Here is a 22,903-nt window from a genome sequence, read left to right on the forward strand (position 1 = left end):
CGCCCGGCCTGGTCCGTCCGGGCGGCGGCCGCAACGACGCCGTCCGGTGTGCGGGCGAGGCATCGACGACCGGCCAACCGCAGGCCTATGACCGTCGTACCACCCGGTCGGCCCGTCGCCCGGCTCGCGCCGCACCGCGCAGCGTCCGCGGGCGCCGAGCGCGGGGACCGCCTCAGGAACAGCCTGCGAGTCCCCGGTCGTAGCCGTCGGCGAAGGCGGCGAGGTCCGCGAAGCGGGCGCCCGGCCGGCTGCGCACCAGGTCCAGCGCCTCGTCGACGTCGCCTGCCCAGCTGCCGAGCTGCCCAGGCCGGGCGTGGCCGTAGACCGTCTCTGTCCAGGCGCCGGCGAAGCAGGAGGGCAGGGTGTCGGACGCCCGCGCCCCGTCCCGTCCGGGCAGCGTGCGGCCCACCGCGAGCGCCAGCGCCGCAGCCTCCGCGAACTGCCCCAGGGGTGCCGCCGCCGCCAGGTCGGCGGGATCCGGGGTGACGGACGTCCCGGCCGCGGAGCCGCCGGTCGTCCCGGTCGGTGCCGCACCCGACGGCCTGGGGCCGGTGGTGGACCCGGAGCCGGACGCCGCGGACCACCGGGCGGCGAGTGCCTGGATGCCGGGGCGGCCGGCGGCCAGCGCGGCGCCGGCGTCGGGGAACCGGGCGGCCCCGTCGGCGACGGTGCCGGCCGTGCCGAGCGCGGGGTGCAGCGCGGCGCGGTTCAGCGCTCGGCAGGCCGCTGCGCCGCGGCGCAGCCCGACCAGAGCCGACCGCAGCCGGTCGATCGCCAGGCCGTGTGCGGTCGGCGCGTCGGGCCGGACGGTGGGCGCGTCCCGGAAGTCGAGCAGCGGCGCCACTGCCACCAGCAGCGACTCCGGCGGCAGGTGCACGTGCGCCGACCGGCCGGCGACCACCCAGGCCAGGAAGGCGCCGGCGTAGCAGTCGCCCTGCGCCTCGACGAGCAACCCGGGGTAGCGGGCCGGTTGGGCAGACCGCTGCGCGGCGGTGGGACCCAGCCGCGCCTGCACGGCGTGGCCGTACTCATGTCCGAACGACGCGGCGAGCGCGGCGACCCCGTACCGGCCCAGCAGGACCGGCACCAGGCCCGCCGAGTCGTAGACGATGGCGTCCGCGGACGGGCAGTAGTAGGCGTTGCCGGCGATGTCGCCCGGGGCGCCGATGCACGGCGCGCCGCCCGGCCCGAGCTGCGCGGCAGAGGAGTCGACGGCCACCGCCCCACCGGCCAGCGGCGTCATCCGCCGGGTGAGCGCGGCGGGCGCGCCGGTCCGCCAGAACTCGACCAGGTCCGCCAGCACGCCGGCGACCGCGCCGTCGGTGGCCGGTCCCGGTGCCGGTGCGGTGGCGTCGCGGACCGCACCACCGCCCGCCACCGGGTCGATCCGGGCCGCCGCGACCGGCGTGCCCGCCGCGGCCTCCGGACCCTGCGCCGCCGCGGTCGCGACCGTGACGAGCAGGACCAGCACCAGCGCGGCCGCCAGCGTCAGGACCGTGGACCGGTCCCGACGCCGCGCGGACCTGCGGCGCCCGGCGGGCCGGCCGGACCTGCCCGCTGCCCGGCCGGGCCCGCGGTCAGTGGTCAGCCGCGGACTCGGGGACGAGCCAGAGCGCCCCCAGCGGCGGCACGGTGATCGACGCGGACGCCGGCTGGCCGTGCCACGACTGGTCCGACGCCACCACGGCGCCCATGTTGCCCACGCCCGACCCGCCGTACTGCGTCGAGTCGGTGTTCAGCACCTCGCGCCACACCCCGCTGAACGGCAGGCCGATCCGGTACCCGGAGCGAGGCACCGCCGAGAAGTTCACGACGCACGCCAGCGACGAGCCGTCCGACCCCCAGCGCAGGTACGCGATCATGTTGTTCTCGCGGTCGTTGGCGTCGATCCAGTTGAAGCCGGCCGGCGTGAAGTCCTGCGAGTACAGCGCCGGGCTGGCCCGGTAGATCCGGTTGAGATCGCCGACCGCGGTGCGGATCCCGTTGTGCAGGGGCTGCTCCCGCAGCTCCCACGGCACGGACTGCGCGTCGTTCCACTCCGCCGGGTTGCCCAGCTCCTGCCCCATGAACAGCAGCTGCTTGCCCGGGTGGCTCCACATGTACGCCAGGTACGCCCGGACGGTGGCGGCCTTGCGCCAGTCGTCGCCGGGCACCTTGCCCCACAGCGATCCCTTGCCGTAGACGACCTCGTCGTGCGAGATCGGCAGCACGAACTGCTCCGAGAACGCGTACACCATCGAGAACGTCAGCTCGTTGTGGTGCCAGGAGCGGTGGATCGGGTCCCGCGAGATGTACTCGAGGGTGTCGTGCATCCAGCCCATGTTCCACTTCAGGTGGAAGCCGAGGCCGCCGAGGTGGGTGGGTCGGGTGACCCCGGGCCACGAGGTCGACTCCTCGGCGATCATGACGGCGCCGGGCACGCGCTTGCCGACCGTCGCGTTCGTCTCCTGCAGGAACGAGACGGCGTCGAGGTTCTCGCGGCCGCCGTACTGGTTCGGCAGCCACTCGCCCTCCTTGCGCGAGTAGTCCAGGTAGAGCATCGACGCGACCGCGTCCACGCGCAGCCCGTCCAGGTGGAACTCCTCGAGCCAGTACAGCGCGTTGGCGACGAGGAAGTTGCGGACCTCGCGCCGGCCGAAGTCGAAGACGAACGTCCCCCAGTCCGGCTGCTCGCCGCGCCGCGGGTCGGCGTGCTCGTACAGCGCGGTGCCGTCGAAGCGGCCCAGCGCCCACTCGTCCTTGGGGAAGTGCGCCGGCACCCAGTCCAGGATGACGCCGATGCCGGCCTGGTGCAGCCGGTCGACCAGGTACCGGAAGTCGTCCGGGTAGCCCAGCCGCGGGTCCGGGGCGTAGTACGACGTGACCTGGTAGCCCCACGAACCGCCGAACGGGTGGCCGGCCAGCGGCAGGAACTCGACGTGCGTGAACCCGGTGTCGGCGAGCTCCTCGATCAGCGCGTCGGCCATCTCCCGGTAGCGCATGCCCTTGTGCCACGAGCCGGCGTGCAGCTCGTAGATGGCCATGGGCTCGGCGAGCGGGTCCCGCTGCGTGCGGGCCGACATCCAGTCCTCGTCGCCCCACTGGTGCGTGTTCGCGGTGACCACGGACGCGGTGCTGGGGTAGTTCTCCGCGGCGAAGGCCAGCGGGTCGGCCTTCTCCCGCCAGACGTGGTCCTGGCCCAGGATCTGGAACTTGTAGTGGGTGCCGACGCCCACCCCGGGGACGAACAGCTCCCAGACGCCCGACGAGCCGAGCGAGCGCATGGGCTGGCCCGCACCCGACCAGTGGTCGAAGTCGCCGCTGACCCGGACGCCGCGCGCGTTGGGCGCCCACACCGCGAACGACGTGCCGGTGACCGGGCCGCCGGGGGTGTCGTAGGTCCGCACGTGCGCGCCGAGCACCTGCCAGAGGAACTCGTGGCGTCCCTCGCCGATCAGGTGCAGATCGACCTCGCCGAGGGTGGGCAGCCACCGGTACGGGTCGTCGACGACATAGGTCGCCGAGTCGTCACCGGTGCCGTAGCTGACCCGGATGCGGTAGTCGCCGACCGCGCCGTCGACCTGGACCGCCCAGATGCCGCCGTACACACTGACCATCGGATGCTCGTGCCCGTCGGTCAGCAGCGTCACCTCGCGGGCGTGGTGCCGCAGGGTGCGCACCACCGTCGACCCGTCCGACTGCGGGTGCATGCCGAGAACCGCGTGCGGATCCGCGGTGTCGCCGCCGAGCACCTTCTCGTAGACGTCGTTGCCCGGTCCGGGCGGCGGCGACCAGCCGCGGGCCGGCTCCTCCTCCGGGATGTCCGGCCCCGACGCCGACACCGACGCCGACTCCGGCGTCCCGACCTCGACGGCTGGTGCGCTCGGCGGCTCGGCGCCACCCGGCGCCGGGACGGTGGCGATGTCGCCGGACGGCGTGCCGGGGGCCGGTGCGGCCGCGGCGGCCGGGTCGCTGCCGGCGGGGTCGGCGGCCGCGGGGGCGCCCTCCGGGTCGTCCGCGGCACGTCGGCCGCCGCCGGAGCGCTGCCGCTCGGTGGCGGGATCCGGGATGCCGGCGGTGGGTGCGGCGGCCTGCGCGGGGTCGGTGCCTCCCGCGACGCCGGCGACCGGCTCTGCCGCGCCCTTGTCCGGGGTCGGGGCGGCGCCGCGCGTGGCGCCGCTGCCCTTCCGGCGGCGGGACGGGGGGGTGGTCACGATGTACCTCCAGAGACGGGTCCGCTCTCGGTCAGTCGCTTGACCGCCAACAGCGGGATGGGTTCCCAACCGGGTCGGTTGCCATGCTCGTAGGCGACCTCGTAGACCGCCTTGTCGAGTTCGAACGCACCGAGCAGCGGGCCGAAGCTGCGCGGGTCGACACCCGATGCGGCCGCGTAGCCCTCGCAGAAGGCGTTCCGGTTGCGATTCGCCCACTCGGTGGCCCGGTACAGGTGCTGCGCGTCGGACGGGCCGCCGGCGAGCGAGTGGTGCGCGGCGTAGTCGAAGGACCGCAGCATGCCGGCGACGTCCCGCAGCGGGCTGTGCCGGGACCTCCGGTGGTCCAGCGGCTTGGACGGCTCGCCCTCGAAGTCGATGATCGCCCAGCCGTTGAGCACCCGCAGCGTCTGGCCCAGGTGCAGGTCGCCGTGGATCCGCTGCACGGTCACCGGGCCGCCGACGCCGGCCGCCGCCCGGAAGGCCGCGCGGATCCGGTCCAGGGCCTGCGCGATGGACGGCACGTGCTCCGCCGTGTCCTCCGCCGTGGCGATCATCGTGTCGGTCAGCCCGGCCAGTTCCTCGGGGCCGAGCTCGGCGGTACCGAAGGCGGCGGCCAGGTCGGCGTGCACCTCGGCGACGGCGCGGCCCAGCCGCCGGGACTCCGAGGCCCAGTCGCCGCCCACCTCGTCGGCGCGCAGGTCGCCCTCGGCCATCAGGTCGCGCACGCTCGCGGTGGCCATCGCCCAGCCCTCCGCGCTGCCGGCGAAGAACGACGTCAGCAGACCGAGCGTCGTCTCGACACCCTCGACCGGCCCGGTGATCTCGCCCAGCGGCGCCGCGACGTGCGTGCTGCCGGCGGCGTGCAGCGCCCGGTGCACCTCGGCGTCCGGGTTCGGCCCGGGCTCCAGGCGGCGGAAGATCTTCAGGATCGAACTCTGGCCGTAGATGACCGACGTGTTGGACTGCTCGGCCCCGATCACCAGACCGGGCGCGGTGGCGTCGATCTCGGCGTCCGGCTCGCGGCGGAACCGGAGGTCGCCGACGGTGCGGTCGGTGGCCAGCGCGTCCAGCAGCAGCGCGGAGACCTCGCCGTCCTGCAGGCCGTCGTAGGCGGTCCAGTTGCCGGACGAACCGATCCGGGCGTGGTCCAGGATCGACGGCAGCCAGGGGTGCCAGCCGATCCACAGCTGGTACCGCTGCCGCTGCCCCCCGGCGTCGACGGCGACCACGACGTGGTCGATGACCGCGTCGCCGCGCACCACGGCCACCGGCGTGCGCGAGAGGACCTCGACGGGCCCGAGGGTGCGTCCCTTGCCCGAGAACCAGCGCTGCGCCGGCATCCAGCCCGTCAGCAGCTCGACCAGGACCTCGTCAGAGGCGCCGGCCCGGTCGTCACCGCCGCCGGTGCCCGGCGTGGCGGAGGCGCCTCCCGCGGCACCGCTGTCGGCGGCCGTGTCCCCGGCGCCGCGGGTGTCGTCGCTCTCGCCGCCGACACCCTCCGTCGGCGGCGGCACGGGTCGTCGCCCGTCGCCGGGCGGCCCGGCGGCGGGGGTGTTCTCCGGTGTGGTCATCGGGCTACGCCCCTTCCGGACCCCGCGGCGCGGCCGGGGTCACGTCGAACCAGTAGAAGCCGTGCCCTGGCAGGGTCAGCAGGTACGGCAGCTCGCCGATCCGCGGGAACGGGGTGCCACCGGTCAGCTCGATCGGCACGCACTCCTGGTACTCCCGCAGGTCCAGCTCGACGGGCTGGGGGAATCGGGACAGGTTGTTCACGCACAGCGCGGTCTGGGTCCGGCCGTCCGGTCCGGTGTGGCGCCGCAGGTAGGACAGCACCGTCGGGTTCGACCCGCCCAGGTCGATGAACTCGCCGAGCGCGAAAGCCGGGTGCTGCTTGCGGATCTCGATCATCCGGCGGGTCCAGTGCAGCAGCGATGCCGAGGTGTTCAACTGGGCCTCGACGTTCACCGTCTGGTAGCCGTAGACCGGGTCCATGATCGCCGGCAGGTAGAGCCGCGCCGGATCGCTCCGGGAGAAGCCGGCGTTCCGGTCGGGCGACCACTGCATCGGGGTGCGGACGCCGTCCCGGTCGCCGAGCCAGATGTTGTCACCCATGCCGATCTCGTCGCCGTAGTACAGGCACGGCGACCCGGGCAGCGACAGCAGCATGGCGGTGAACAGCTCGAGCAGGTTGCGGTCGTTGTCCAGCAGCGGTGCCAGCCGCCGGCGGATGCCGATGTTGGCCTTCATCCGCGGGTCCCGCGCGTACTCCGCCCACATGTAGTCGCGGTCCTCGTCGCTGACCATCTCGAGGGTGAGCTCGTCATGGTTGCGCAGGAAGATGCCCCACTGCCCCGATTCGGGGATCGGCGGTGTCTGGGCGAGGATCTCGGAGATCGGGAACCGGGACTCCCGCCGGGCGCCCATGAAGATGCGCGGCATCAACGGGAAGTGGAAGCACATGTGGCACTCGTCGCCGCCCTTGGCGGGATCGCCGTAGTAGTCGACGACGTCGGCCGGCCACTGGTTGGCCTCCGCCAGCAGGATGCGCCCCGGGTACTCCTCCTCGACGACCGCCCGGCACCGACGCAGGAACTCGTGGGTCTCCGGCAGGTTCTCGCCGTTGGTGCCTTCCCGCACGTAGAGGTAGGGCACGGCGTCCAGGCGGAACCCGTCGATGCCCAGGTCCAGCCAGAACCGCATGGCGTCGAGCATGGCGTCGCCCACGGCCGGGCAGTCGAAGTTCAGGTCCGGCTGGTGGGAGAAGAAGCGGTGCCAGTAGTACTGCTTGCGCACCGGGTCGAACGTCCAGTTGCTGGGCTCGGTGTCGACGAAGATGATGCGGGCGTCGGGGAACCCGGAGTCGTCGTCCGCCCAGGTGTAGAAGTCGCCGTACGGTCCGTCCGGGTTGGAGCGCGACTCCTGGAACCAGTAGTGCGTGTCGCTGGTGTGGTTCATGACGAAGTCGGTGATCACCCGGATCCCCCGGGCGTGCGCCGCGTCCACCAGGTCGGCGAAGTCCTGCACCGTCCCGAACTCGGGCAGCACCTTGCGGTAGTCGCGGATGTCGTACCCGCCGTCGCGCAGCGGCGAGTCGTAGAACGGCGGCAGCCAGAGGCAGTCCACGCCCAGCCACTGCAGGTAGTCGAGCCGGTCGATCAGGCCGCGCAGATCGCCGGTGCCGTCGCCGTTGGAGTCGGCGAACGCGCGGACCAGCACCTCGTAGAAGACCGCGCGCTTGTACCAGTCGCCGTCGGTCGGCAGCGTCCGCGCCGGGCGGAACTGCTCCGCGGACGGCTCTTCCGCGGTGCCGGACGCGGCCGGTGCGTAGTGCGGGGTGGGCAGCCGGCTGTCGGCCGTCGACCGGGGCCGTCCCAGCGTGTCGGTCATGTCGTTCCTCTAGGCGTGCGAGGTGGTCGGACGCCCGCCGGACCCGTCGCGACGGTGCGGCCGGGCGGCGTGGCGGTGGAGGGTCGTGCTGCGGTCGCGGATCGGTCCGGCTCAGCGCCGGACGTGCAGGATGTGCGCGGAGCGGTACTGCGGTTCCAGCATGACCATGTTCCGGCCGCCCCAGTGGTAGACCTCGCCGGACAGCTCGTCGACCACGTCGAAGCGGTCGTTCCAGTCCATCCCGAGCGCCGGCATGGTCAGGTCCGTCTCGCCCCAGTGCTGACCCTCGGAGCGCAGGCACACCACGACGATCACGGTGTCGCCCGTACGGTCGTCGTGGCGCGAGTAGCAGAGCAGGTCGTCGTTGCCGATGCCGTGGAACCACAGTCCCTGCAGCTGCTGGAGCGCGGGGTGCTCGCGACGGATCTGGTTCAGCCGGGTGATCAGGGGTTCGAGCGAGTCCCCGCGCTCCAGCGCGCCCTGGTAGTCGCGCGGGCGCAGCTGGTACTTCTCCGAGTGCAGGTACTCCTCGCTGCCCGGCCGCACGGCCTCGTGCTCGAACAGCTCGTAGCCCGAGTACACGCCCCACGTCGGGACCATGGTGGCCGCCAGGACCGCGCGGATCGCGAACATCGCACGGCCGCCGTACTGGAGCGACGCGTGCAGGATGTCCGGCGTGTTGACGAAGAAGTTCGGCCGCATGTAGTGCGCCGCCTCGACCAGCTCGACGCCGTAGTCGACGAGCTCCTGCTTGGCGGTCCGCCAGGTGAAGTAGGTGTACGACTGCGTGAACCCGACCTTGGCCAGTTCGTGCATCATCGCCGGCTTGGTGAAGGCCTCGGCCAGGAAGACGATCTCCGGGCGCGCCGCGTGCACCTGCGCGATCAGCCACTCCCAGAAGTTGATCGGCTTGGTGTGCGGGTTGTCGACGCGGAACACGGTGACGCCGTGCGAGATCCAGTGGTTCACCACCCGCAGCACCTCGGCGTACAGCCCGACCGGGTCGTTGTCGAAGTTGAGCGGGTAGATGTCCTGGTACTTCTTCGGCGGGTTCTCCGCGTACGCGATCGACCCATCCGGCCGGGTGGTGAACCACTCCGGGTGCTCGGCCACCCACGGGTGGTCCGGCGCGCACTGCAGGGCCAGGTCCAGCGCCACGGTCAGCCCCAGCCGCTCGGCCTCGGCGACGAAGGCGTCGAAGTCCTCGAGCGTGCCCAGCTCCGGGTGGACCGCGTCGTGGCCACCCTCCTCGGCGCCGATGGCCCACGGCGAGCCGACGTCCCGCGGGTCGGGATGGACGGTGCCCCCGGGTTCGGCGGGGTTGTTGCGTCCCTTGCGGTTCACCCGGCCGATCGGGTGGATCGGCGGGAGGTAGACGACGTCGAACCCCATGGCGGCCACCCGCGGCAGCTCCCGCTGCGCGTCCGCGAAGGTGCCGTGCCGGAGCGGCAGGCCCTCTGCGTCCACCTCCGCGCCCGCCGACCGGGGGAAGAACTCGTACCAGGAACCGAACTCGGCCAGCGGCCGGTCGACCCAGACCTGGTAGGCGGGCGAGCGGGTGATGAGCTCGCGGATCGGGTCGGCCACGAGCACTGGCCACAGGCTGCCCGACAGGGCCGGGCCGATCCGCTCGGCGACCGGCAGGTCGGCGTCGCGCAGCGCGGCCACCGCGGCGCGGATGGATCCGGCGTGCTGCTGTCCGGGCCGGCGGGCGATCCGCTCCAGCAGCCGGGCGCCGGTCTCCAGGTCGTTGGCCATCTCCTCGCCGGACTGGTGGGCCGCCGCCTTGGCCACCACGGCGTGCCGCCAGGTGCCGAGAGGGTCGCTCCAGGCCTCGACGACCAGGCTCCACATGCCCTGCCGGTCGGGCGTGACCTGGGCGGTGAAGCGGTCGGTCCCGGGGATGCCCGGCACCATGCGCAGCAGCGGGCCGGTGTCCCGCGGGGCCGCGCGCCGCTTGCCGTCCGCCGCCGGCTCGGCCGGCGGGCGCCACACCACGTTGGCCGCCACGGCGTCGTGCCCCTCGCGGAACACCGTCGCGCCGACCTCGATCACGGCGCCCACCACGGAGCGGGCCGGATAGCGTCCGCCCTCGACGCTCGGGGTCACGTTCGTCAGTCCTATGCGTCCCGCCACCCGGACGAACCTACCGGGCACCCATGGGCCACGCAGCGGCGGCCCGCGGTCCCCGGAGCGTCCCGGGACCGTCACCGTGAGGTCCAGCTGGACGGTTCGCGACGGTGGCGGCCGGCCGGGCATCCGGGTGGTGCGACACGCGGTCGGCCTCACGATCTGAATCGATCCTGCCTGCGGTGGGGCACGGCAGGTCCGGTGTCGGCGGTTTGTCGGAGGAACGCCGTCCGGGAGGGCTCCACCGGCTAGATTGGTCGTCCGTGAAGGCACTCCGACGGTTCACCGTCCGACCTCAGCTGCCAGGGCCGCTCGAACCGCTCGGCGCGTTGATCCGCAACCTGCGGTGGTCCTGGCACCCGGCGAGCCAGGACCTGTTCGCGGACATCGACCGCGACCTGTGGGAGCGCTTCGAGGGTGACCCGCTCAAGCTCCTCGGCGCGGTCTCCGTGGCCCGGCTGCAGCAGCTGGCCACCGACCGGCCCTTCCTGGACCGCATGCACGCCCTGGCGGCCGACCTTGACGCCTACCTGACCGAGCCGCGCTGGTACCAGGGGCAGCTCGCCGAGGCGGAGGCCAAGGCGGACGGGACGGTGCTGCCGCAGTCGATCGCCTACTTCTCCATGGAGTTCGGCGTGTCCGAGGTGCTGCCGAACTACTCCGGCGGCCTGGGCATCCTGGCCGGCGACCATCTCAAGTCCGCGTCGGACCTCGGGGTGCCGATCATCGGCGTCGGCCTGCTCTACCGCTTCGGCTACTTCTGGCAGTCGCTGTCCGCCGACGGCTGGCAGCAGGAGCACTACCTGGCGCACGACCCGCAGGGCCTGCCGATCGACCGGCTCACCGGGCCGGACGGCGAGCAGGCCGTGATCTCGCTGCCGATGCCGGGCGGCCGCCGGCTGTCCGCACGCATCTGGCAGGCCAGGGTCGGCCGGGTGCCGCTGCTGCTGCTCGACGCCGACATCGAGGCCAACGACGACGAGCTGCGGTCGACCACCGACCGGCTGTACGGCGGCGACCAGGACCACCGGATCAAGCAGGAGCTGCTGCTGGGGGTGGGCGGCGTCCGCGCGGTCAACGCCTACTGCGACATCACCGGGCACCCGCGGCCCGAGGTGTTCCACATGAACGAGGGACACGCCGGCTTCCTGGGTCTGGAGCGCATTGCCTCGCTGATCGCCGACCAGGCGGTCACCCCGACCGAGGCGGTCACCGCCGTCCGGGCCGGCACCGTCTTCACCACGCACACGCCGGTCCCGGCCGGGATCGACCGGTTCCCGATCGACCTCGTCCGCCACTACCTGGACGGCGACGAGACCGGGATGAGCCGGTTGGCGCCCGGTCTGCGCGTCGACGAGATCCTCGCGTTCGGCGCGGAGGACGATCCGGCCCGGTTCAACATGGCGCACATGGGCCTGCGGCTGGCCCAGCGCGCCAACGGCGTCGCCAAGCTGCACGGCGTGGTGTCGCGGCAGATGTTCGCCGGCCTGTACCCGGGTTTCGACGCCGAGGAGGTGCCGATCGGGTCGGTGACCAACGGCGTGCACCTGCCGACCTGGGCGGCGCGCGAGATGTACAGCGTGGCCGGGGACATGGCCGGCTGGCGGGACCTGGCGTCGGCCGAGGACTGGCCGGACGGTGACCGGGTGAGCAACCAGCGGCTGTGGGAGCTGCGCCAGACGCTGCGTCGCCGGCTGGTCGTCATGGCGCGCAAGGCCGTCCGCGACTCCTGGCTGCTGCGCGGCAGTTCCGCCCCCGAGCTGGCCTGGACCGAGTCGATCCTCGACCCGGACGTCCTGACCGTCGGCTTCGCGCGCCGGGTCTCGACGTACAAGCGGCTCACCCTGATGCTGCGTGACCCGGCCCGGCTCAAGCGCATCCTGCTGCACCCGGAGCGCCCGGTGCAGATCGTCATCGCCGGGAAGGCCCACCCGGCCGACGAGTACGGCAAGCGCTTCATGCAGGAGATGGTGCGGTTCGCCGACGACAACGAGATCCGGCACCGCATCGCCTACCTGCCGGACTACGACATGGGCATGGCGGCGATCCTCTGTGCCGGCGCGGACGTCTGGCTCAACAACCCGATCCGGCCGCAGGAGGCCTCGGGCACCTCCGGGATGAAGGCCGCGCTGAACGGCGCGCTGAACCTGTCGATCTCCGACGGTTGGTGGGACGAGCTGTTCGACGGCCACGACGGCTGGTCGATCCCCAGCGCCGACGGCATCACCGACGAGCACCGCCGGGACGACCTCGAGGCGACGGCGCTGTACAACCTGCTCGAGAACCGCGTGGCGCCGCTGTTCTACCAGCGGGGCCAGGACGACCGGCCCGACGGCTGGGTCGACACCGTCCGGCACACGCTGTCCTACCTGGGGCCCCGGGTGCAGGCCACCCGGATGGTCCGCGACTACGTCACGCAGTACTACGCACCGGCCGCCACCTTCCATCGGGCCATCGGCACGGACCTGCAGGTCGCGAAGGAGCTCGCGGCGTGGAAGGACACCGTCCGGGACGCGTGGCCGCGGATCCGGGTGGTCAGCGTCGACACCTCCGGCATCGGCTCCGAACCGTCGATGGGCAACGTGCTCTCGGTGCGCGCCTCGGTCGACCTGGGCGGGCTCGCGCCGGAGGACGTCGAGGTGCAGACCGTCACCGGCCGGGTGGACGACGGCGAGCAGCTGCACGAGGTCACCACGGTGCCGATGGAGTACGTGGGCAACGGGGACGGCTATCGCTACGAGGCGCAGCTGCCGCTGGAGCGCTCCGGTCCGGTCGGGTACACCGTGCGGGTGCTGCCGCGGCACCCGCTGCTGGCCTCGCCCGCCGAGCTCGGCCTGGTCACCACCGCCTGACGAGGTCCCGCCGCGGGTCAGCCGGCTGCGTCGGCCGGCTGATCCGGGGTGGGCACGGGCTCGTCACGCGTGGCGCGCAGCAACCACACCGTCCGTCCGGGCACCGTCACCGACACCGCCGCGCCCAGCGGGGTGGCGTCGGCCGGTTCGCCGGTGGCCGTGGCGGTGTCCAGCACCGGCGTGTACGCCAGCCCGTACGGCTCGCCGGGAAGCGTGACCTCCACGGAGTTCTCGCCGGAGTGCAGCAGCAGCAACCACGAGTCGTCCGACACCGGCGAGCCGTCCGGGCTGTGCCCGCGGACGTCCCGGCCGTCCACCCACATCTGCAGCGTGCGGCGGCCGCCGTCGAACCAGTCGTCCAGCGACATCTGCTCGCCGTCGGGGTTGAACCAGACCAGGTCCGGGATGCCGTCACCGGTCGACGGCGACCGGCCCTCGAAGAACTCGCCCTGGTGCAGCGCGGGGCTGTCCTTGCGGATCGACAGCGTGCGGGAGAAGAACGCCAGCAGGTCCGCCTCGGGGCTCCCGGTGACCGGCGCGCCGGACGTGTCGACGACCCCGGACCAGTCCGTCCAGCTCACCGGGTTGTCCTGGCAGTAGGCGTTGTTGTTGCCGCCCTGGGTGCGGCCGATCTCGTCGCCGCCGCAGATCATCGGGGTGCCGGTGGACAGCAGCAGCGTGGCGGCCAGGTTCCGCACCTGCCGGAGCCGCACCGCCAGCACCGCGGGGTCGTCGGTGTCGCCCTCGACGCCGTAGTTGGCCGACCGGTTGTTGTCCGTCCCGTCCCGGCCGTCCTCGCCGTTGGCCTCGTTGTGCTTGTGCTGGTAGGACACCAGGTCCCGCAGGGTGAAACCGTCGTGGGCGGTGACGAAGTTGACCGAGGCCCACGGCCGGCGGTCCCCGCCGTACAGGTCGGCCGACCCGGACAGCCGGTACCCGAGGTCGCGCACCCCCGCCGCGCCGCGCCAGAAGTCCCGGACGGTGTCCCGGAAGTGGTCGTTCCACTCCGACCACCAGGTCCCGAACCGGCCGACGGCGTAGCCCTCCCCGGTCGCGTCCCAGGGCTCGGCGATCAGCTTGCGGTCGACCAGCACCGGGTCCTGCGCGATGGCTGACAGCAGGGCCGAGGCCGGGTCGAAGCCGTCGGCGTGCGGCCGGCCCAGGACGGACGCCAGGTCGAACCGGAACCCGTCGACGCCCAGGTCGTCCGCCCAGTACCGCAGCGAGTCGGTGACCATCCGGATGACGGCCACCGACGCCGGGTCCACGGTGTTCCCGGTGCCGGTGATGTCGCGCCCGGGCACGTAGTAGACGTCGGGAGCCAGGCCGCGCCAGGACAGCGGCACGCTGGGGTCCGTGCCGCCCTCGCAGGTGTGGTTGTAGACGACGTCGAGCAGCACCTCGAGCCCGGCGGCGTGCAGGGTGTCCACCATCTCGACGAACTCGGCCAGTTCCGCCCCGGACCGGCTGGCGTAGCCCGGATGCGGCGCGAAGAAGCCGAGCGTCGAGTAGCCCCAGTAGTTCTCGCGGCCGGTGAGCAGCAGCCCGGGCTCGTCGGCGTGGGCGTGCACCGGCAGCAGCTCCACCGAGGTCACCCCGAGCCGCACCAGGTGCTCGACCATCGCCGGGTGTGCCAGGCCGGCGTAGGTGCCGCGCAGCGCCGGGGGGATGCCGGGGTGCTGGCGGGTCGCGCCGACGACGTGCGCCTCGTAGACCACGGTGTGCTCCCACGGCACGCGGGGGCGCTCGGACGTCGACCGCACCGGCTCCACCACCATGCCCAGCGGCGACCTGCCCAGCGAGTCGACCCCCGGTGCCGACACCACGGACACGTCGTAGGAGGTGGTGTCGATGCGCCGGGCGTACGGGTCGAGCAGGATCTTGGCCGGGTCCCGGTCGGCGACCCGGTACCCGTAGCGCTGCCCGGGGCCGATGCCCGGCACGAAGCTGTGCCACAGCCCGTAGGTGCGTTCCTCCATCGGCAGCCGCAGTTCCGCGCCGCCGGCGTCGACCAGGCACAGCTCGACCGCGGAGGTGCCGTCGGCGTACACCGAGAAGTTGGTGCCGTCGCCGGTCCAGGTGGCGCCCACGGGGTAGGGCCGGCCGGGGAACACGCTGCCGCCCCGGCGGGGGCCGGTTCCCGCGGCCCCGGGTGCCCCGGCGGGGCGCGGCCGTGCCTGCAGGTCGGGAGTCGGCTCGGCGGGCATGGCGGGGATTCTCCCGTGTCGCGATCATGCCCGGCCAGTCGGAGCGCCGCTCGACGCGCCGCCGGCCGGCCCGCCCGGCGGGTGTCGACCGGTCCGGCGACCGCCGCGCCCGTCGGGCGCCGCGGACCGGTAGGCCACAATGACCCGCGTGACGATGTCCATCCGGCCGCTCCCGACGTCCGTGGTGCACCTCCTGGACGTGACGGTCCGCCGGGGCACCTCCGTGCTGCTGGACCGGATCGCCTGGCACGTGCAGACGGGCGAGCACTGGATCGTGCTGGGCCCGAACGGCGCCGGCAAGACCACCCTGCTGCAGATCGCCTCCGGCAACCTGCACCCGACCTCCGGGCGGGCGCACGTGCTGGGCGAGCGGCTGGGCGCGGTGAACCTCGCGGAGCTCCGCCCGCGGATCGGCCTGTCGTCCGCGGCGCTGGCCGGACGGGTCCCGGCGACCGAGCGGGTCGCCGACGTCGTGGTGTCCGCCGGATACGGCGTGGTCGGCCGGTGGCGGGAGGCCTACGACCCGGTCGACCTGCAGCGCGCCGGGGAGCTGCTGGACGCCATGGGCATCCGTCGGCTGGCCGACCGCAGCTGGGGGACCCTGTCCGAGGGCGAGCGCAAACGGGCGCTGGCCGCCAGGGCGCTGATGACGGACCCCGAGCTGTTGCTGCTCGACGAGCCGGCGGCGGGCCTGGACCTCGGCGGCCGCGAGGACCTGCTGTACCGGCTCACCACGCTGGCCCGCGACCCGGCCAGCCCGGCCACGGTGCTGGTGACCCACCACGTCGAGGAGATCCCCGCCGGCTTCACGCACGTGCTGCTGCTGCGGGCCGGACGCGTCGTCGCGGCCGGCCCGATCGGCGCCACGCTGACCGAGGAGGCGCTGTCCCGGACGTTCGGCCTGCGGCTCGCGCTGAGCGCCGACGGTGGCCGGTACTGGGCCCGGGCAGCCGGCGCGCCGCCGGCCGTGCCCGCCGCGGGGGGCCGCTGATGACGGGCACGGTCCGGCTGGAACGCCAGGGTGCGGTGGGCATCCTGCGGCTCGACCGGCCGCCGGTGAACGCCTTGAACCGCGAGATGCACGGCGACCTGCTGGCCGCGGCGCAGGAGGCGCGCGACGACCCTGCCGTCCGCTCGGTCCTGCTCTGGGGTGGCGAGCGGGCCTTCGCCGCCGGTGCCGACATCCGCGAGATGGCAGATCTGGAGCCCGATGTCGTCGTCGAATTCGGCGCCGGCCTGACCCGGTCGATCGAGGCCGTCGCCGCTCTGCCGGTGCCGGTCGTCGCCGGGATCTCCGGGTACGCCCTCGGCGGCGGCTGCGAGCTGGCGCTGGCCGCCGACCTGCGGATCGCCGCCGCGGACGCGCGGATCGGGCTGCCGGAGATCACCCTGGGCGTCATCCCGGGAGCCGGCGGCACGCAGCGGCTGGCCCGGCTGGTCGGCACCGCGCGCGCCAAGGAGCTGATCTTCACCGGCCGGCCGGTGACCGGCTCGGAAGCCGCGGCGATCGGGCTGGTGACCAGGGCGGTGCCGGCCGACTCGGTCTACGCGGAGGCGTTCGCCCTGGCCGAGCGGCTGGCCGCGGGACCGACCGCGGCGCTGGCGGCGGCCAAGGAGGTCGTCGACCGCGGCGTCGAGCTGGACCTGGCCTCGGGTCTGGCGCTGGAGGGCCGCCGGTTCGCCGAGCTGTTCGGCACCGCGGACCAGAAGGCCGGCATGGCCTCGTTCCTGCGGGACGGGCCCGGCAGGGCGACCTTCACCGGCCGGTGAACGGACCGCCCCGGCTGGGGCACCGGTTCACCGCCGCCGAGGTCGCCGCGCTGCGGTCGGCCCCGGGACGGGACGCGCTCGCCGCCGCCGGCGAGCTGGTGCTGGACGACCGGTCGCTGCTCGGCGACCTGGCCCGGCTGCGCCGCAGCTGCGGCGACCTGGCGGCGGCCGCGGCGGAGACCGTCCGGCTGCGCCGTCGCGCCACCGCCAAGTTCGGCCCCGAGGCCGCCGGTTGGCTGCTGACCGAGGCGGCGCTGCAGCAGGGCACGCCGGCGGCGGTCGCCCGGCACCGGGCCGGTCGGTTCGCCGCGGCCGGGACCGCGGTGCACGACCTGACGTGCTCGATCGGGGCGGACCTGGCGGCGCTGTCCGGCGCGGTGCCGGTGGCCGTGGGCTCCGACCTGGACCCGGTCCGGGTCGCCATGGCCGCCCACAACCTCGGCGACGCGGCGCGGTCGGCCCGGGTGTTCGTCGCCGATGCCCTGACCCGCACGTCCCGCGGGCTGCTCGGCTACGCCGACCCGGCCCGCCGCGACCAGGGTGGCCGCCGGGTCGGACCGGCCGACCTGCAGCCGTCGCCGCACGAGCTGGACCGGGTGCACGCCCACCGGCCGCCGGTGCTGCGGATGCCGCCGGGAGTCGACCACGTGGCCCTCGCCCGGCCCGGCGAGGCCGAACTGGTGTCGCTGGACGGCGACGTCCGGGAGGCCGTGCTGTGGCCGCCCGAGCTCGCCGGACCGTCCCGGCGGGCCACCGTGCTGCGCACCGGGGCGCCCGGCTGGGAGATCAGCTCCGACGACCCCGAGGACCGCGGGACCGGGCCGGTCGGCCGCTGGATCGTCGACCCGGACGGGGCCGTCGTCCGGGCCGGCCTCGTCACCCACTACGCCGCCCGGCACGGCCTGCACCTGCTCGACCCCCACCTGGCCTACCTGACCGGTGACCGGCCGCCCCCCGGCGTCCGGGCCTTCCGGGTGCTGGACCACGCCCCGCTGCGGCCCGCGGTGGTCGCCGGCTGGATCCGCCGGGACGGCGCCGGCACGCTCGAGATCCTGCAGCGCGGCACGTCCGTGGTGCCCGACGAGCTGCGCCGCCGGTTGCGTCCCGCGCTCCGCCCGCACGACACCGCCGTGGCGGCGACCCTGGTGGTGGCCAGGGTGGGGGACCGGCCGCAGGCCTTCTGGTGCCGGGCCGAGCGCAGCTGAGGACGCAGCACGGGCCGGACGGGTCGGCGCACGGGTCGACACCGTTCGGCACCGTTCGGCGCCGGTCGGCGCCGGTCGGCGCCGGTCGGCACCGGTCGGCACCGGTCCGCACCGGTCCGCACCGGTCCGCACCGGGGGCGTCGCCGCCCGTCCCAGGGTGTCGGTACCCGGCCGTAGGGTGAGCGCTCGTGGCCTTCGAACTGCTCCCCGCCGTAGACGTCGCCGACGGCCAGGCCGTCCGCCTGGTACAGGGCCGCGCCGGCACCGAGACCACCTACGGCGCACCGCTGGACGCCGCGCTGGCCTGGCAGCGGGACGGCGCCGAGTGGATCCACCTGGTGGACCTGGACGCGGCGTTCGGCCGGGGCTCGAACGCGGCGCTGCTGGCCGAGGTGGTGGGCGCGCTGGACGTCCGGGTCGAACTGTCCGGCGGCATCCGGGACGACGCCTCGCTCGAGGCGGCACTGGCCACCGGCTGCGCCCGGGTGAACATCGGCACCGCCGCGCTCGAGCAGCCGGAGTGGTGCGCCGGCGCGATCGCCCGGTACGGCGACCGGGTGGCCGTCGGGCTCGACGTCCGTGGCCGAACGCTGGCGGCCCGTGGCTGGACGCAGGACGGCGGTGACCTGTGGGAGGTGCTGGCCCGGCTGGACGGCCAGGGCTGCGCCCGCTACGTCGTCACCGACGTCACCAAGGACGGCACCCTGCAGGGGCCGAACCTGGACCTGCTCCGCGAGGTGTGCCGCGCCACCTCCGCGCCGGTGGTGGCCTCCGGCGGCGTCTCGTCGCTGGCGGACCTCGTCGCGCTGGCCGGCCTGGCGGGCGACGGCGTGGAGGGAGCCATCGTGGGCAAGGCCCTGTACGCCGGGGCGTTCACCCTCCCAGAAGCCCTCGCAGCGGTCCGGTGACCGGTCCGGCGGGCGATCCCGGCGAGGTGCCGCCGCCCGTGCTGCGGCACGCCTCCGGCGGACCCTGGGAGGACCGGTTCGGCTACAGCCGGGTGGTGCGCAGCGGGCCGCTGGCGGTCACGGCCGGCTGCACCGCCGTGGTGGACGGCATGCTGCGCCATCCCGGGGACGCCGCCGGGCAGGCGCGGGTCGCGTTCCGGACGGCGCTGGCCGCGCTGGCCGCGGTGGGCATCACCGCCGAGCGGGTCGTCGGGTCGCGGATGTACGTCGTCGACCCTGCCGACGCCGAGGCGGTGGGCGACGTGCACGCCGAGGTGTTCGGTGACGTCCGGCCGGCCGCCACGATGGTCGTCGTGGCCGCGCTGCTGGACCCCGGGATGCGCGTCGAGGTCGAACTGACCGCCTGGGCCTGAGCGTCGCCCGGTCGTCGCGAGCAGGGCAGCGTGCCGGACGCGCCGCCGGCCCACGCTCCGCGGGGGCCTTCCTCCTCTCGTGCGCCGGCGCTACTGTCCGGCCGTGGATCGGCGCAGGGCCGGGTGGGTGGTCGTCGCCGTCGCCGTGCTGGCGGCCGCGGGGCTGCCGGCCGCTGGTGGCCGGTGGATCGGCGGTTCGGCCGCCATCGCCCCGGTCGCCCCGGCTCCGGCGGTCGGCCAGTGCGTCACCGTCGACCGGAACGACCCGGTCGAGATCCGCCGCACCGGTGCGGGGGTCATCCAGATCCCGGCCGTGCACCCGATCGACTGCCGGTTCGCGCACGACGGCGAGGTCACGTCGGTCCTCGAGCGGCCGGACGCCTTCACGCCGCTGGACTACTTCGCCCCACCCACCGCCGACTTCCGGTCCTGCGGGGCCCCGGCGCAGGCGTACCTGGGGCTGACCGAGCCCAGCTCGGGACGGTCCCGGTTCAGCCCCTGGGCGCCGGTCGGCGTCGGCGCTGCGCAGGGTGCCGGACCCGACGCCCGGCAGCGGGCCGCCGGCCAACGGTGGCGGGCCTGCGTGCTGCTGCCCGCCGGCGCCCACCGCTATCCCGGCTCGGCGGCCGGGGCCTTCGACGGCGGCGTGCTGCCCGCCTCCTGGGCGACCTGCACGCTGCAGGTCTTCCCGTTGTGGCGCAGCAGCGTGCCGTGCTCCGGCCGGCACACGGTCGAGATCTTCGGTGTGGCGCCGGTGGCCGCGGCGGCCGACGCCGCCGCCCTGCGCCGGCTGGAGACCGCGTGCCGGGGGCTGGTCGCCGCGGCGACCCGGATGCCGGATCCGGCGGCGGGTGGCGCGCTGCGGGTCGCCGTCCGCGTCGAGCACTACGACCGCTCCGGGCGGCCGATCGAGGGACCGCCCACGGCCGCCGACCAGCAGGGCCGGGCGGGGTGCGTGGTGCAGTCCGCGGCCGGCCGGCCGCTGGGCCGCACCCTGGCCGGCCTGGGCGCCGCGCCGCTGCCCTGGACCGGCTGACCGCCGGGCCGGTCCGCGAGGCGGCCGTCCGCCGGGGACCGCCCGCCGGTCGCGGCCCGCCGGGACCGTCCGGGCCCGCACCTAGACTGGGTGGCGTGACCGTGGCCGTGCGGGTGATCCCGTGTCTGGACGTCTCGGAGGGCCGGGTCGTCAAGGGCGTGAACTTCGTGGACCTGGTGGACGCCGGGGATCCGGTGGAGCTGGCCCGCCTGTACGACGCCGAGGGCGCCGACGAGCTCACCTTCCTGGACATCACCGCCACCTCGGACAACCGGGCGTCGGCGTACGACATGATCCGCCGCACCGCCGAGCAGGTGTTCATCCCGCTGACAGTCGGCGGTGGCGTCCGCACGGTCGACGACGTCGACGGGCTGCTGCGCGCCGGCGCGGACAAGGTGTCGGTGAACTCGGCGGCGGTCGCCCGTCCCGAATTCCTGGGCGAGGCGGCCCGGCGGTTCGGGTCGCAGTGCGTCGTGCTGGCCATCGACGCCCGCCGGGTGCCGGAGCCGGGTGACGGTTGCCCGAGCGGGTACGAGGTCACCACGCACGGCGGCCGGCGGGGCACCGGCATCGACGCGGTCGACTGGGCCAGGCGCGCCGAGGACGCCGGTGCCGGCGAGATGCTGCTCACCTCGATGGACGCGGACGGCACCCGCGCCGGGTTCGACTTGGCCATGCTCGCCGCGATCCGCGCGGCCGTCGGCATCCCGCTGATCGCCTCGGGCGGCGCCGGCGCCCTCGGCCACTTCCCGGAGGCCGTCGCGGCCGGCGCCGACGCGGTGCTGGCCGCCTCGGTGTTCCACTTCGGGACCTTCCGCATCGACGCGGTCAAGCGCGAGCTGGCGGCGGCCGGCCACCCGGTCCGCCGGTCCACGGTGGCCGCGTCGTGACCGCCGACCCGGTGACCGCGGCCGCGCCGGACGGGCTGCGGTTCGACGCGCAGGGGCTGGTCTGCGCGGTGGCCCAGCAGTTCGACACCCGCGAGGTGCTGATGGTCGCGTGGATGGACGCCGAGGCGCTGCGCCGGACGCTGACCACCGGACGAGCGACCTACTGGTCGCGGTCCCGCCGGAGCTACTGGGTCAAGGGCGAGACGTCCGGGCACGTGCAGCGCGTGGTCGAGGTGCGGCACGACTGCGACGGCGACGCCCTGCTCGTGCTGGTCGACCAGACCGGTCCGGCCTGCCACACCGGCACCCGCAGCTGCTTCGACGACGAGCCCGGGGCGAGCCGCCGATTGTCGACGTCCGGGAGCTGATATCGCTGCACGTCGGACACGGGAATCCCGAACTAACCGGTCAACCGTCACCCGTCCTGCGCTGTCGAACCGCCGCGAAGCCGTGTGAACTGGTAGCAGTGCATCGCCGACGCTGGGGGCCGGCATGGCGTTCCTGCTCATCCTGCTGGACGTCATCGTGCTGCGCCCTGTTCGCGCGGTCCGTACGCTTCTCACCCCTCGCACACCGAGGGACCGCAGGATCGCGACACTGCAGACGGCTCGTGCTTGGTTGGGCGTGGCTTCCTTGGTCGTGGTCCTCATCAATGGCCAGGGCGATGCCCACTACGGCACGGTCGTCCGCTCGCTGGCCGGCGCGCCCGCCGTCAAGGCCCTGATCGCGTTCTGCGCCTTCGTCGTGGCGGGCCTGGTCCTGATCATCTCCGGACCGCGCGGACACCGCGCAGTGCTGGCCTGGCGGTCCATGCGCCCAGCGCTCGTCGCGGTCGGTGTGGTGGCGATCCCGGCCCTGTTGTTCCTCGCGGCGGCCTGGCGGCTGGACCTGTTCACGGGCCATGTCACCGGTCGGACCGGGTTCCTGTTCGCCGTCTTTCTCCTCACCGCACTTCCGCTGGTGCCGGCCGTTGTTGCAGCGGTCTACTTCGGGGTCCGCAACTCCTTCATGGCAACGGACGTGCACCCCGAGATGCCGGCCGTCGTCGGGTTGGTGGTGGGTGCCATCACCGTCGGTCAGAGCACTGGATCCATCGTCTCGGCCAGCGGAACGCTGGAACGGCGGCTCGGCTGGCTGGCACTCGGCGGCGGCATCGTCGTGCTAGCGCTGGCGGCGTGGGAGCTGTGGACCCTGGAGTCGTTGCACCGGAGAACCGTGGGTCCGTCGGCGAGATCCCTGTGGAGATCACCGCCGGCGCCGATACCCGTCTCGGGCGTGATGTCCCGCGGACTGTTAGGCTTTGCAGTGCTGCCATTGGCGGTCGTGCTTCTCGGGCCGGTCGTCGTGTCGAACCATCGATCGTCAGCTCCAGCTTCGGCATCGGAAGCTTCGGCGCCCGCGAGGTCAACCGGCCGGCCGAGTCTTGGGACAGCCACGAGGGTGCCGGTCACGCATTCGGCGTCCACGGCGGCGCAGCCCCGGCGTCCGGTGACCTCGGTGGCCGCCGAGCCGCGCGGGGAACGTCGCAGACGGAGATCTCCGCACGGCTTGGGAGGCGCCTGGTGGCGGCCGTCACCGACTGAAAGTGACGCTGGCGCGGCCGTGCACGACGACGCAGCTCGGCGTGGTGCCGGGCTACGACAAGATTGACGATGCCACCGGGACGGACTGGTTCCCCTTGAACCGCCGGCTCCGCAGCGTGGTGTGGTCCGTCGCAGGCGGAGCGCACGTGACCCAGACCTTCCGTGATGACCGGGCGATGCAGACTGTCCCCGCATCGCTCGCCGCGGGGCACACCCTTTACCTGACCGTCACCGCCAGCAGGCCCGGTGCACCCGGATACGACAACACAGCCATCTCGGAGATCCGTATCTCCTGTCGGACCGCTCGGTAGGCGAGAACGCCGAAGCCG

At 74.1% G+C, this 22,903-nt stretch carries 16 protein-coding genes and 1 pseudogene; 11 read left to right on the plus strand and 6 right to left on the minus strand.

All coding sequences use genetic code 11. From position 1 onward, the window contains the following. Positions 1–172: 172 nt before the first annotated feature. The 5 genes from IEY37_RS03915 to IEY37_RS03935 form a co-directional block, all read right to left on the minus strand. Entirely contained in the window at positions 173–1,471 is a 1,299-nt protein-coding gene (locus tag IEY37_RS03915; RefSeq protein WP_188940249.1) for a hypothetical protein, read from the minus strand. A 106-nt stretch (positions 1,472–1,577) separates the two neighbouring features. Further along, positions 1,578–3,800, minus strand: coding sequence for a 1,4-alpha-glucan branching protein GlgB (glgB, locus tag IEY37_RS03920; protein ID WP_373298263.1), 2,223 nt, complete (start codon positions 3,798–3,800; stop codon positions 1,578–1,580). Positions 3,801–4,189: 389 nt separating this feature from the next. After that, positions 4,190–5,764, minus strand: coding sequence for a maltokinase N-terminal cap-like domain-containing protein (locus tag IEY37_RS03925; RefSeq protein ID WP_229673790.1), 1,575 nt, complete (start codon positions 5,762–5,764; stop codon positions 4,190–4,192). A gap of 4 nt (positions 5,765–5,768) precedes the next feature. Next, complete coding sequence (gene treS / locus IEY37_RS03930; protein ID WP_188940250.1) at positions 5,769–7,580, minus strand: maltose alpha-D-glucosyltransferase; 1,812 nt, start codon at positions 7,578–7,580, stop codon at positions 5,769–5,771. Positions 7,581–7,691: 111 nt separating this feature from the next. Next, positions 7,692–9,716, minus strand: coding sequence for an alpha-1,4-glucan--maltose-1-phosphate maltosyltransferase (locus IEY37_RS03935; protein ID WP_229673792.1), 2,025 nt, complete (start codon positions 9,714–9,716; stop codon positions 7,692–7,694). 257 nt (positions 9,717–9,973) lie between these two features. On the opposite strand from IEY37_RS03935, the gene glgP reads away from it, so the two are divergent. Further along, positions 9,974–12,562 carry an alpha-glucan family phosphorylase gene (glgP, locus tag IEY37_RS03940; RefSeq protein ID WP_188940251.1) on the plus strand — a complete coding sequence of 863 codons (2,589 nt, stop codon included), beginning with the start codon at positions 9,974–9,976 and terminating at the stop codon, positions 12,560–12,562. Positions 12,563–12,579: 17 nt separating this feature from the next. On the opposite strand, the gene glgX is transcribed toward glgP, so the two are convergent. After that, positions 12,580–14,769, minus strand: coding sequence for a glycogen debranching protein GlgX (glgX, locus tag IEY37_RS03945; protein ID WP_188940252.1), 2,190 nt, complete (start codon positions 14,767–14,769; stop codon positions 12,580–12,582). 139 nt (positions 14,770–14,908) lie between these two features. Here glgX and IEY37_RS03950 point away from each other — a divergent pair, with 139 nt between their 5' ends. From IEY37_RS03950 to IEY37_RS22945, 10 genes and pseudogenes are all read left to right on the plus strand, one after another. Further along, positions 14,909–15,760: an ABC transporter ATP-binding protein gene (locus tag IEY37_RS03950; RefSeq protein WP_188940253.1), complete on the plus strand. Its 852-nt coding sequence runs from the start codon at positions 14,909–14,911 to the stop codon at positions 15,758–15,760. Continuing rightward, positions 15,760–16,539 (plus strand): enoyl-CoA hydratase/isomerase family protein, encoded by a 780-nt coding sequence (locus IEY37_RS03955; protein WP_188940254.1) that lies wholly within the window; start codon positions 15,760–15,762, stop codon positions 16,537–16,539. Before IEY37_RS03950 ends, IEY37_RS03955 begins: the two co-directional genes overlap by 1 nt. Beyond that, positions 16,536–17,744: a THUMP-like domain-containing protein gene (locus IEY37_RS22455; protein WP_268237962.1), complete on the plus strand. Its 1,209-nt coding sequence runs from the start codon at positions 16,536–16,538 to the stop codon at positions 17,742–17,744. Before IEY37_RS03955 ends, IEY37_RS22455 begins: the two co-directional genes overlap by 4 nt. Positions 17,745–17,932: 188 nt before the next feature. Then, positions 17,933–18,652: a bifunctional 1-(5-phosphoribosyl)-5-((5-phosphoribosylamino)methylideneamino)imidazole-4-carboxamide isomerase/phosphoribosylanthranilate isomerase PriA gene (gene priA / locus IEY37_RS03965; RefSeq protein WP_188940255.1), complete on the plus strand. Its 720-nt coding sequence runs from the start codon at positions 17,933–17,935 to the stop codon at positions 18,650–18,652. Further along, a complete protein-coding gene (locus tag IEY37_RS03970) occupies positions 18,649–19,065 on the plus strand; it encodes a RidA family protein (protein WP_229673794.1) in 417 nt (138 codons plus the stop codon). The genes priA and IEY37_RS03970 overlap by 4 nt, the downstream gene beginning before the upstream one ends. Positions 19,066–19,168: 103 nt before the next feature. After that, positions 19,169–20,101, plus strand: a complete 933-nt coding sequence (locus tag IEY37_RS03975) for a hypothetical protein (RefSeq protein ID WP_188940256.1) — start codon at positions 19,169–19,171, stop codon at positions 20,099–20,101. 95 nt (positions 20,102–20,196) lie between these two features. After that, a complete protein-coding gene (hisF, locus tag IEY37_RS03980; RefSeq protein ID WP_188940257.1) occupies positions 20,197–20,991 on the plus strand; it encodes an imidazole glycerol phosphate synthase subunit HisF in 795 nt (264 codons plus the stop codon). Further along, a complete protein-coding gene (gene hisI / locus IEY37_RS03985) occupies positions 20,988–21,359 on the plus strand; it encodes a phosphoribosyl-AMP cyclohydrolase (RefSeq protein ID WP_188940258.1) in 372 nt (123 codons plus the stop codon). Before hisF ends, hisI begins: the two co-directional genes overlap by 4 nt. A 124-nt stretch (positions 21,360–21,483) precedes the next feature. Beyond that, positions 21,484–22,641, plus strand: a complete 1,158-nt coding sequence (locus tag IEY37_RS03990) for a hypothetical protein (RefSeq protein WP_188940259.1) — start codon at positions 21,484–21,486, stop codon at positions 22,639–22,641. Continuing rightward, positions 22,565–22,885 (plus strand): annotated as a pseudogene (locus IEY37_RS22945) (hypothetical protein); the annotation flags it as partial. The gene IEY37_RS03990 and the pseudogene IEY37_RS22945, both read left to right, overlap by 77 nt. Between the last annotated feature and the right edge of the window lie 18 nt (positions 22,886–22,903).

It is taken from the genome of Nakamurella endophytica (assembly GCF_014646215.1).
Classification (GTDB): Bacteria; Actinomycetota; Actinomycetes; order Mycobacteriales; family Nakamurellaceae; genus Nakamurella; species Nakamurella endophytica.

Bases quoted from the DNA above. Each gene is read 5' to 3' on its own strand.
- IEY37_RS03925 (WP_229673790.1), bottom strand. From the start codon at position 5,764: ATGACCACACCGGAGAACACCCCCGCCGCCGGGCCGCCCGGCGACGGG.
- treS (WP_188940250.1), bottom strand. From the start codon at position 7,580: ATGACCGACACGCTGGGACGGCCCCGGTCGACGGCCGACAGCCGGCTG.
- glgX (WP_188940252.1), bottom strand. From the start codon at position 14,769: ATGCCCGCCGAGCCGACTCCCGACCTGCAGGCACGGCCGCGCCCCGCC.
- IEY37_RS03950 (WP_188940253.1), top strand. From the start codon at position 14,909: ATGACCCGCGTGACGATGTCCATCCGGCCGCTCCCGACGTCCGTGGTG.
- IEY37_RS03955 (WP_188940254.1), top strand. From the start codon at position 15,760: ATGACGGGCACGGTCCGGCTGGAACGCCAGGGTGCGGTGGGCATCCTG.
- IEY37_RS03990 (WP_188940259.1), top strand. From the start codon at position 21,484: ATGGCGTTCCTGCTCATCCTGCTGGACGTCATCGTGCTGCGCCCTGTT.